At 29.5% G+C, this 11,809-nt stretch carries 9 protein-coding genes; 4 read left to right on the forward strand and 5 right to left on the reverse strand.

All coding sequences use genetic code 11. The features are described 5' to 3' along the window. Positions 1-60 precede the first annotated feature (60 nt). From rocD to ppk2 (EGM88_RS06260), 3 genes are all read left to right on the forward strand, one after another. Entirely contained in the window at positions 61-1,302 is a 1,242-nt protein-coding gene (rocD, locus tag EGM88_RS06250) for an ornithine--oxo-acid transaminase (RefSeq protein ID WP_123897105.1), read from the forward strand. A gap of 359 nt (positions 1,303-1,661) precedes the next feature. Next, entirely contained in the window at positions 1,662-2,525 is an 864-nt protein-coding gene (gene ppk2 / locus EGM88_RS06255) for a polyphosphate kinase 2 (protein WP_123897106.1), read from the forward strand. Positions 2,526-2,527: 2 nt separating this feature from the next. Then, a complete protein-coding gene (ppk2, locus tag EGM88_RS06260) occupies positions 2,528-3,316 on the forward strand; it encodes a polyphosphate kinase 2 (RefSeq protein ID WP_123897107.1) in 789 nt (262 codons plus the stop codon). Between the two features lie 78 nt (positions 3,317-3,394). Here the strand turns inward: ppk2 (EGM88_RS06260) and EGM88_RS06265 are convergent, their stop codons facing one another. The 3 genes from EGM88_RS06265 to EGM88_RS06275 all read right to left on the reverse strand — a co-directional run bounded on the left by EGM88_RS06265 (position 3,395) and on the right by EGM88_RS06275 (position 7,884). Further along, on the reverse strand, positions 3,395-5,830 hold the full coding sequence (locus tag EGM88_RS06265; RefSeq protein WP_123897108.1) for a GumC family protein: 2,436 nt from the start codon (positions 5,828-5,830) through the stop codon (positions 3,395-3,397). A gap of 17 nt (positions 5,831-5,847) precedes the next feature. Further along, a complete protein-coding gene (locus EGM88_RS06270; protein WP_123897109.1) occupies positions 5,848-6,645 on the reverse strand; it encodes a polysaccharide biosynthesis/export family protein in 798 nt (265 codons plus the stop codon). A 114-nt stretch (positions 6,646-6,759) separates the two neighbouring features. After that, complete coding sequence (locus EGM88_RS06275; RefSeq protein WP_123897110.1) at positions 6,760-7,884, reverse strand: DegT/DnrJ/EryC1/StrS family aminotransferase; 1,125 nt, start codon at positions 7,882-7,884, stop codon at positions 6,760-6,762. Positions 7,885-8,071: 187 nt separating this feature from the next. Between EGM88_RS06275 and nagB the strand changes: the two genes are divergently transcribed. Further along, a complete protein-coding gene (gene nagB / locus EGM88_RS06280) occupies positions 8,072-9,985 on the forward strand; it encodes a glucosamine-6-phosphate deaminase (protein WP_123897111.1) in 1,914 nt (637 codons plus the stop codon). Between the two features lie 130 nt (positions 9,986-10,115). Here nagB and EGM88_RS06285 read toward each other — a convergent pair whose 3' ends face one another. Continuing rightward, positions 10,116-10,817: a LytR/AlgR family response regulator transcription factor gene (locus tag EGM88_RS06285; protein ID WP_123897112.1), complete on the reverse strand. Its 702-nt coding sequence runs from the start codon at positions 10,815-10,817 to the stop codon at positions 10,116-10,118. After that, a complete protein-coding gene (locus tag EGM88_RS06290) occupies positions 10,814-11,614 on the reverse strand; it encodes a sensor histidine kinase (RefSeq protein ID WP_317126533.1) in 801 nt (266 codons plus the stop codon). The genes EGM88_RS06285 and EGM88_RS06290 overlap by 4 nt, the downstream gene beginning before the upstream one ends. Positions 11,615-11,809: the final 195 nt, after the last annotated feature.

The following is an 11,809-nucleotide window of genomic DNA, read 5'->3' on the forward strand; positions in this document are numbered from 1 at the left end:
ATGGATGATTTCTCTCCTTTAAGAAGGAATTTTGAATGTTAAATTTTAAATCTTTAGAAGATGATAGTAAAAGATCAAATTTCATCAAAAAAAGTAATAGAATTAGAGGATAAGTATGGAGCTCATAATTATCATCCATTGCCTGTAGTTTTAAGTAGAGGAGAAGGGGTTTATGTATGGGATGTTGAAGGTAAAAAATATTATGATTTTTTATCAGCATATTCAGCAGTGAACCAAGGACATTGTCATCCAAAAATAATTAATGCCTTAAAAGAGCAGGCAGAGGTACTTACATTAACTTCAAGAGCATTTTACAATGATAAATTAGGTCCATACGAAAAATTTGTGACTGAATATTTTAATTTCGACAAGGTTTTACCAATGAATACGGGTGCAGAAGCCGTAGAAACAGCAATTAAAATTGCTAGAAAATGGGGATATGAGAAAAAAGGAATTCCTGCAAATGAAGCTAAAATAATAGTTTGTCAAAATAATTTTCATGGCAGAACGGTTACTATTATTTCTGCATCTAATGATCCAGTAGCAACCGAGAATTTTGGACCTTTTACACCAGGTATTGTTTCGATTAAATATAATGATTTAGAGGCATTACGTAAAGCTTTAGAAGATGTAAATGTTGCTGCATTTCTAGTAGAACCTATCCAAGGGGAAGCTGGTGTATATGTTCCTGATGAAAATTACATAAAAAATGCATTTACCCTTTGTAAAGAAAAAAATGTATTGTTTATTGCTGATGAAGTTCAAACAGGAATTGCTCGTACAGGGAAGCTTCTTGCGGTAAATTATGCAGAGATTAAACCTGATGTTTTAATTTTAGGGAAAGCAATTTCTGGAGGAGTATTTCCTGTTTCTGCAGTGTTAGCTGACAATCATATTATGGATGTTATTAAACCTGGTAATCACGGTTCAACTTTCGGAGGAAATCCTTTAGCTTGTGTGGTTGCTATTGCAGCTTTAGAAGTTGTAAAAGAAGAGAAGCTTTCGGAAAAGGCTTTTAAATTAGGTGAAATCTTTAGAAAAGAAATGGAAAACTTAATTAAAAAAACAGATTTAATTAAGTTAGTTAGGGGTAAGGGTCTTTTGAATGCAATTGTAATAAATGATATCGAAGACAGTTCTACAGCTTGGGATATTTGTGTGGCATTAAAAGAAAATGGATTATTAGCGAAACCTACACATGGTAACATTATTAGATTTGCTCCACCATTAATAATAACTGAAGAACAATTAGATGATTGTATTTCTATTATTAGTCGTACCATTCTAAATTTTAAACCTTAAATAAATTTTAAATTTTCTTAGTTAGATTTTTAATTCATAAAGCCTTCAAAGAGCCTATTGTAACTAGTGCTTAAGAAAGTAATAATTTTTTTATTACATTCATTAACATTAAAGTAGTTACTATTATATTAATATGTTAACTATTTATGCTTATTTATAGAGTTGTTAAATAATGAAGCTTCATTATTTAGTTTTTAAGTAACAAAAAAACTTAGTGACTGAAAGATTAGTTTTTGTTAACATGGTTTAATACAATTTCAGTCATTTTAATGTTAGTTTATTTTAGTTATTTAAAGATGAGGAAATTTGAAAAATATTTTATATAATTGATAGGAAGAAAAATTCAATAACTATAATTAATGGAAAAAACAAATTTACAATTAACCAAAGAAGATTTTGAGAGTGTTTCTTCAAATCAAGAATTATTGGATTTAATCAATAAAAAAGGAATAGATATTGAAGATGTATTAAAAAAGTTAAAGTATGAAGATGAGTTAAGGAAACTTCAAATTGAATTGATTAAGTTACAGCAATGGATATCTAAGAATAAAAAGCGTGTTGTTGTTATTTTTGAAGGTAGAGATGCTGCAGGGAAAGGAGGTAATATTAGACGTTTTACAGAGCATTTAAATCCAAGATCTATGAATTTGGTTGCTCTTACTAAACCAACAGAGATAGAGCAAGGGCAATGGTATTTTAGACGCTATATAAAAGAGTTGTCTAATCCTGGTGAAATTGTTTTTTTTGATAGAAGCTGGTACAATAGAGCGGTTGTAGAACCTGTAATGGGTTTTTGTACTGAAGAACAATATAGAAAATTTATGTTGCAAGTACCAGATTTTGAACATATGTTGTATGAAGATGGAGTAAAAATTATTAAATTTTGGTTTTCAATATCCAAAGAAGAACAAAAAGCTCGATTTGATGCTAGATTAAAAACACCATTAAAAAGATGGAAATTTAGTCCTGTTGATCAAAAAGGACAAGAATTATGGGATAAATATACTACCTATAAAGAGCAAATGTTTAGTAGAACACACACCACCTATTGTCCTTGGATTATTGTTAAAGCTAATGACAAAAAAACGGCTAGATTAGAAAGTATGAGATATGTTTTGTCTCAATTTGAATACCCTGGAAAAGAGAAAGCATTAACTACATTATTACCAGATCCAAATATTATAATGAGATATTATAGATCTGCAGAACAAATAGATTATTAAATATGGATAAATATAATTTAACAGAAGCTGATGTAAAAAAACTTAATACTAAGAAAGGGTTAAGAGCTTTATTGGCTAAAGAACCTTATAATGTTGCTAAAGCCTTACGATATATTGATTATGAGAGAAAATTAAAAAAATTACAAATAGAATTGGTAAAGCTACAAACATGGGCTATTAATAATAATGAACGAATAATAATTGTTTTTGAAGGTAGAGATGCTGCTGGTAAAGGTGGAGCGATACGTAGAATTACAGAACGTATAAACCCAAGACATGTTAGAATAATTGCTTTGCCAAAACCTACAGAAGAGGAAAAAACTCAATGGTATTTTCAACGCTATGTAAAACAATTTCCTAGAGCTGGGCAGATGGTGTTTTTTGATAGAAGCTGGTATAATAGGGCAGTTGTTGAACCTGTAAATGGATTTTGTACAGAAGAAGAATATAAGACGTTTATGAATCAGGTTAATGATTTTGAACGTATGATAACAGAGTCTGGTATTATTTTGGTAAAAATATATATGTCTATCTCTAAATCTGAACAAGCAGAACGTTTTGCTGATATAAAAAGTGATCCCTTAAAACATTGGAAAATGACTGATGTTGATGAAAGAGCACAAGAACTATGGGATGTTTATACTAAGTATAAAAAACTGATGTTTAAAAATACTGAAAATGGTGGCATTCCATTTAAAGTAATAAAAGCAAATAGAAAAACTATTGCAAGGGTAAATGCCATAAAGCATATATTATCATCAATACCCTATGATAAAAATTTAAAGATTTAAAAATTTTTAAGTTCATATGTCATAAAAAAAAGCTGAAAGTTTTAAACTTTCAGCTTTTTTTTATGAATTGTAAAATTATTATGATTTGCCAAATTGCCACCATTTTTTTTGCGAATTTTCAAATGTTGTACCATAGCCATATCCGTAACCATAACCGTATGTTTTCTTTTGATCTACTCCATTGAGTAATAATGCCATGTTAGGTAATCGCTTTTCTTTGTATAAGAATTTAATATATTTTAGCATCCTTTTGTCCAAATAGTTAGCTCTAATTACGTAAATAAATGCATCAGCAAATTTGCTTAAGAGTAATGTGTCAGTAACCATACTAAATGCAGCAGTATCTACAATTACATATTCATAATTCTCTTTAGCAAAATCAAACAATTCTTTAATTCTAGCATTCATTAATAATTCTGCAGGATTAGGAGCTAAATCTCCAGATGAAATAATATCAAGATTTGGATTGTCAGGAGCCGAAACTAAAATATCATTCGGAGAAATATCTGAATTAACAATAAAATTTGTAACTCCCAATTTGCTTCTTACTCCTAAATAAGGTTCTATTTTTGGAGCTCGAATATCTAATCCTAGAATTAATGTTTTTTTCTTAGCAAATGAAAGTGCAGTGGCTAAATTTGTAGAGACCAAAGATTTACCTTCATGAGCAATTGACGAGGTTATAAATACAACTTTTCCATCATTATTATCACCCGTTTTCGGTAATATGAAACTTAGATTTGTACGTAAAATTCTAAAGGCCTCTGCGATACTAGAATGATCTTCTTTTTTTATTAAGTATCTCATTTTTTTACCTTCTAATTTTGGAATGTCACCAATAATGGGAATACTTAAAATCTTTTCAATATCTTCTCTTGTATGTATTTTAGAATCTAAAATGTCTCTTAGATACAAAATTGAAAAAGGAATTAATAATCCTATTAATAATGCAAAAATAAATGCCATTTTCTTTTTAGGAGCAACTCTGTTGGGCTTACTTTCAGCTTTGTCAATAATTTTGGCGTTTGGATCTGCTACTCCTAAAGTGATTGCAGTTTCTTCTCTTTTCTGTAATAAATATAAAAATAACGCTTCTTTGGTTTGTTGCTTTCTAGTAACATCTCTTATTTGAGTTTCTTGAATCGGAGCTCCAAAAATTCTACTTTGTGCAATATTATATTGTTGATTATAGGCGTCTAATGCAATCTTTGTTGAATTTTCAGCACTTTGTAGTCCTTTATTAATCGCAGATTCTAAAGATTTAAGTTGGTCGTCAAGGGCAACTACAATAGGGTTTTTTTCTGTAGACCCACCTTTTAATCTGGTTTGTTTTGCTACTAAAAGTTCATTGTATTTAGCAACGCTATTGGCCACATTCGGATCAGTAATACCAACGCTAGGAATCATTTCATTTTCGCCTTTGGTAGCAACAATTTCTTTAATTTGTTTTATCTGATCTAACTGTGTGCTTGTTTGATTCTTTTCTTGTTCTATTTGTTTTGCGGCTTGCATATTTAAACCAGCACTAGAAGCTGCAGAAGATACTCCGTATTTAGATTTAACACTTTCTACATCTTCGTCAACATCTGCTAATTCTTCAGATATCTTTTGTAACCTTTCACTTACGAACTCTGATGTGCTTTTTGATAATTCTTCTTTTAATCGGATAGCTCTTAAGTTGTAACGTTCTACTAATTCATCTAAAAAATCTTCTGCTTTTCTTTTATGACTAGCTACGACCGATAAACTTAAAACATTTGAAAATTCGGATTTTGGTTCAATGTTAAGTCCTTCACGGTAATTATTTGTTAAAATTGATACTGGAGTTATACTGACTAATATGTTTTTGCCAATAAGATTCGCTTCTTTAAAATCTACATTAGGGAGTACAATTAAATCACCAAAATTTGTAGTGATTTTTTCACCAAATGAATGTTTCTTAACTACCGACTTGTCAGTAGTACTAAACGTATATTGAGTGTCAGAATCTACTCTTATCAAGAACTGAGATTCTGTTTGGTATAATACAGAATCATTAATGAAAAAGTTTAGATGTAACGGAGGTTTTTCGTAATTTTCGGTTTCATAGTACTCTGTATTAAAACCTAAATTATTATCTAAAAAATTACTTAACCCATTTTTATCTGTATAAAACTGAATATTTAATTTAAGAGATTTAATTACTTCTGACACTAATGTTTTAGACTTTAGGACCTCTATTTCATCATCAATATTATCTTTAGAAGCACCACTCATAATACCCATATCTTCAAAAGCAGACAAGGCTGATTTATCACCACTATTTTCGTTTTTAATTTTTATGGTTGACTCCGCTTCATAGCTTGACCTTGTAAAGTTTAAATTGTAAAAAGTATATAAGAACGAAATTAGAATAGCTATTACAAACCATTTCCAATGTCTTAGATATTTTTCAACCTGTTCTCTTAAGTCTAAACTGTTTTCTTCACTGCTATCATCGTTGATAGCTTTATTATCTAAATTTTCAAATTCCATTTACAAAGGTATAGGTTTTACTTAGTTATACTAAAAACTAAAGCAGTTGCTGTAATTAATATTGAAATTGCAGTTAAGGTTGTACCTGTACTAGGTCCTATTGTTGATCCTTTTATTCTAGAATTATTAGGAGTTACATAAATTACATCATTCTGAGTTAGGTAATAAAGAGGAGAATTAAATATTTGTTCTGAAGTTAAATTAACTCTATTGTAGGTCTTTTTATTTCCTTCTTCTCTAATTACGAGTACATTATGTCTTTCTGCATTTATTGTAAGGTCTCCAGCCATAGCTAAAGCTTCCAATATAGTAATTCTATCATTTTCAATTGTATACACACCTGGTCTATTTACTTCTCCTAAGACAGATACTTTAAAGTTAACATTTCTTATAATTACAATTGCATCAGTTAAATACTCCTTTAACATGTCTTCTATCATTGCAGTTGCTTGTATTCTTGTTAAACCAGCTAACTTTAATTTTCCTAATACAGGGAAATCGATATTGCCATTACTGTCAACTAAATAGCTTTGTAATTTAACTCCGCCATAAGCTCCTTGGTTATCAGCATAAGAAACTGCACTTAGATTAAAAGGTCTTACTCCTTCTAAATCTAATGAAGAAACTGTAATAGTTAGAGCATCATCAGGTTTGATTATAGGATTGTAATTTTCTATAGGTCTACTAACAGCTGCCATATCTGCATCTTGAAAATAAACAATATCTTGACGGCTGCCACAAGAAAATAATAAAATAGAAAGTGAAGTTAGTATTATGCCTTTTTTAAGGCTTGAGAAATTTGGCTTTTTAATCATAACTTTTTTTTTGCAAAAATAATAGATATTTACTTTGCTCATATTTTTTTTGTAATTAAATAACGTTAGTTGTTAACATATTATTATTTTACAAATGAATTAATAATAAGCACGTTATAAAAATAAGGAATTTTTAATTATTCCCACTATCTGTTCAAGTTCGAACTTTGATAAGTTTGAACCACTAGGCAAACATAAGCCTTTTTTGAATAAATTTACAGATACACCATTACAATATTTTGGAGTTGAAGTAAAAACAGGTTGTAAATGTAGAGGTTTCCATAATGGTTTTGATTCTATATTATTTTTTTCTAAAGCTAACCTAATTTTTTCACGTTGCTCAAATGATTTAGTTAAAATAGTAGTCATCCATCTATTTGAATACATTTCAGGATTTTCAATTGAAAACGATATGTTTAACTCTTTGTTAAGATTTTTGTAATAGTATTTAAAAATTTCACGACGAGCTTTAACCCTTTTATCCAGTACTTTAATTTGAGCTAAACCTATTCCAGCTAAAATATTTGACATTCTATAATTGTATCCAATTTTAGAGTGTTGGTAATGTGGAGCATCATCTTTTGCTTGAGTTGCCAAGTAGATACTATTTTTCTTTATAGATTTTGATTTACAGAGTAAAGCTCCTCCAGAAGATGTGGTAATAATTTTGTTTCCGTTAAAGGATAAAATACCAAAATCACCAAAAGAACCGCATTTAATTTTGTTGTAAGAGCTACCAAATGCTTCAGCAGCATCTTCTATCATTGGGATGCTATATTTATTAGCAATTGAATGTATCTGATTAACTTTGTAAGGCATGCCATATAAATGTACAGCAATAATAGCCTTTGGTTTTTTTCCTTTTTTTATTCTATCTTCTATAGCTTCTTCTAGTAATATTGGGCACATATTCCATGTTTCTTCTTCACTATCTACAAAAATAGGCTTAGCTTTGAGATAAAGGATGGGATTTGCAGATGCTGAAAATGTAAAACTCTGGCAAATAACTTCATCACCTTCTTTTATACCCAATTGAATTAATGCTAGATGAATGGCAGAAGTACCAGAATTTAGAGCTGCTACTTCAATTTTATTATCTAAATAATATTTAATTTCATCTTCAAACTTATCTATATATGGACCTGTTGAAGAAATCCAATTTCCGGTAATTGAACTTTCAATATAATTCAGTTCTTCACCTGTCATATGTGGAGGTGAAACCCATATTTTAGAGGTCATAGCACATTTTAGTCGAGTTAATGGCAAAGGTATAAAAAATTAGTCTTTTAGGTTTGATAAAATGAAATGACTTGAAATTATTTATATAAGTCATGTTTTTAGCGATTTTAACAAGTAATTGGTCGAATTTTAAATGAAAACTTGTAATAAATTTTTACATTTACACTTTATTTAAATCCATTAATCAATGTCAATTAATTCGATTACTCATCAGAAAGCAGGAAAATTTGAAGAAACAAGATTTGAGAAAATACATAATGTTATTTTTGAAAGTTCTAACGAAGCTTCAATATTAGTAGCTAAGGAAATTGCTAGTTTAATAAAAAATAAACAAGCTCAAAACAAAAATTGTGTTTTGGGTTTAGCAACAGGTTCTTCGCCTATTAAGATTTATGAAGAATTGGTAAGAATGCATAAAGAAGAAGGTCTTAGTTTTAAAAATGTTATAACATTTAATTTAGATGAGTATTTCCCTATGGAAAAAGAAAGCATACAAAGTTACTATTACTTTATGCATGATCATCTTTTTAATCACATAGATATTCTTCCAGAAAATATTAATATTCCAGACGGAACTATAAAAAGTGATATTTATGATTATTGTATGTCGTATGATAATAAAATTGATGAGGTAGGAGGTTTGGATTTTCAATTATTAGGTATAGGTAGAACAGGTCATGTTGGCTTCAATGAGCCAGGTTCTCACTTTAATTCTGGTACAAGAACTATTACTTTAGATTATGTTACTAGATCAGACGCGGCTCCTGGATTTTTAGGTATTGATAAAGTACCTAGAAAAGCCATTACAATGGGAATTGCAACCATTAGAAAAGCAAAAAGAATTGTTTTAGTAGCTTGGGGTATTAATAAAGCAAGTATTGTTAAAAAGGCAATTGAAGGAGAGGTGTCTTCACAAATACCAGCTACTTATTTACAAACACATGATAATACTACTTTTGTTTTAGATAAAGATGCATCTTCAGAATTAACACGAGTTAAAACACCATGGTTGGTGACTTCGTTAAAATGGAATGAAGAATTAAAAAGAAAAGCAGTTGTTTGGCTAAGTGAGCGTTTAGGAAAATCTATTTTAAAACTAACAGATAAAGATTATAATGATAACGGAATGTCTAACTTGTTAGTTGAAGAAGGAACTGCTTACGATTTGAATATTAAGATGTTTAATGTTCTGCAGCATAGTATAACTGGTTGGCCAGGAGGTAAGCCTAATGCAGATGATACGCACAGGCCAGAAAGAGCAATTCCAGCTAAAAAAAGAGTTATTATTTTTAGTCCTCATCCTGATGATGACGTTATTTCAATGGGAGGTACTTTTGATAGATTAGTTGAGCAAGGGCATGATGTGCACGTGGCTTATCAAACTTCAGGAAATATTGCAGTTGCAGATAATGAAGCTCTAAAGTTTGCAGAAGTATGTAAATTTATGTCTAAATCAACTACTGAGGTTGAGAAAATTATCAGTAGTATAAATAATAAAGGGAAAAATAGTATTGATACGCTTGAAGTAAGGAAATTAAAAGGGATGATTAGGCGTGGAGAGTCTTTTGGTGCAACTCGTTATTTAGGAGTTCCTGATGAAAATGTTCACTTTTTAGACCTTCCTTTTTATGAAACTGGAACTGTAAAGAAGAATAAATTATCCGCTGAAGATATTAATATTATTATTAATCTAATTGAGAAAGTGAAGCCTCATCAAATTTATGCAGCAGGAGATTTAGCCGATCCTCATGGGACACATAAAGTATGTTTGGATGCCTTATTTAAAGCATTAGATGAGTTGAAACATAAACCATTTATGGATGATTGTTGGGTGTGGTTATATAGAGGAGCTTGGCACGAATGGGATACACACGAAATTGAAATGGCAGTGCCACTAAGTCCAGATCAAGTTTTGAAGAAAAGAACAGCTATATTTTTTCACCAATCTCAAAAAGATGGAGCCATGTTCCAAGGTGACGATTCTAGAGAATTTTGGGTTAGAGTAGAAGATAGAAACAAGCTGACAGCACAGAAATATAATAATCTTGGTTTGGCAGATTATGCGGCTATAGAGGCATTTAAAAGATACTATTTTAAGTAAGATTTTTAATACTGTTGGATGGCTATATAAAAATGTGATTTTTGATTGTTGGAAAGAACTTTAAAATATTTACCGATAATAATTTGGTTGTAAGATTTTAGTTCTTTTTACAAAAAGATAATGGTTTAGGTTAGGCGTTTAATATCTTACTTTTAACATCGTCTATATAGGTTCGTCCTATGGTATATCTAACTCCTGCTATTTCTAAACTATTGCCTTCGATAGTGTCTACTTTATCTATGGCAATAGTATATGATCTATGTATACGTATAAAGTTTTCTGGAGGTAATTGATCTGTAAAACTACTTAGTGTTTGATGAATAATAAATCGGTCAGTAACTGTGGTTATTTTTAAATAGTCTTTTAAGCTTTCAACGACTAAAAGTTCATCTAAATATATTTTTTTTAATTTTTTTTTGTCAATTTTTATAAATAAATAAGGCTTTTCAGGAATTAAATGGTGTGAGCTTTTATCATTATAAATTTTAAAAACTTTATTCATTGCTTTTAAAAATCGCGGAAAAGCAATTGGCTTTACTAAGTAATCTAAAACGTCGAGTTCAAAAGATTTAACAGCAAATTCTACATGAGCAGTAGTAATAATAATTTCAGGTTTATGTTCTAGGCTTTTAATAAAACTTAATCCGTCCAGTAACGGCATATTTATGTCTAAGAAAATAAGGTCTACCGTATTATTTTTTAAGAAATTTAAAGCGTCTACAGCATTACTAAAGGTGTTTACTAAAGTTGCATCATTAATTTGTGATACATAATTTTTAATTACGTTTATCGCCAACGGTTCATCATCAATAATCAGGCACTTTACATTCATGATACTTTAATTTTTAATTTTACAGTGAATAAATTTTTATCATTTAAAATTTTTAAGTCGTACTGATCCTTTTTGTAACCTAAAGCTAATCTTTTTTTTACGTTATCTAAGCCAATTCCACCAGAGGTATTCATCCTTTGTAGGTATTTGGTTTCGGCAGGAGTTGGATTAGTGATGGTAAAGTAAAGAAAATCTTTTTTAATTGTGAAATGAATATCAATTTTAACTTTTCCTATATTTTTATTTGCTCCGTGTTTAAAAGCATTTTCTACAAAAGATAATAACAAAATTGGGGCAATTTTTTTATCTGATATATCACCACTAATTTCCATATTAATTTCTAAATTTTCTCCATGTCTAATCTGTTCAATTTCTAAATAATTTTGAATGCAAATAATTTCATTTGATAGACTTTGTTTTTTGCGTTTTGTCTCATATAAGAGGTATCGCATTAATTCAGAAAGTTTTAGAATTATTTTAGGGGTTTTATCAGATTTTTCTATAGAAAGTGAATATATATTATTTAATGTATTAAAGAAAAAATGTGGTGAAATTTGGGTTTTTAAAAATAATAATTCAGTTTCTAATTGTAGCTTTTCTAAATCGGCTAATCTTTTATTTTCTTTTAGCCAATCTGCTGTTATTTTTATTGCAGTAACAAACGTAATCACATATAATTCACCAATCATCATATCCATAGTGTAATTAAAAGTTAATGAACTTGTTACTTCCGGACCTTCAGGCCAAACATTAGTATTTAATAAGTAATAAGTTAGATTAAATTTTAGAACAACCATTAAAAAAATGGCTAGCAGAATTAGAATGATGTATGTAAGATACTTTTTTCGAAAAACAAAAAAAGGCATTAGAACAAAAATGTTTAAATAACAGAGTGTTATGTGTATAGGAAAACCTATTAAATTGGCCTGTGTAGAATATAAATAATCATCGTAATAACTGCCCCAACGCAATACATTTATAGCAAAATATAT

It is taken from the genome of Aureibaculum marinum, assembly GCF_003813905.1.
GTDB lineage: Bacteria > Bacteroidota > Bacteroidia > Flavobacteriales > Flavobacteriaceae > Aureibaculum > Aureibaculum marinum.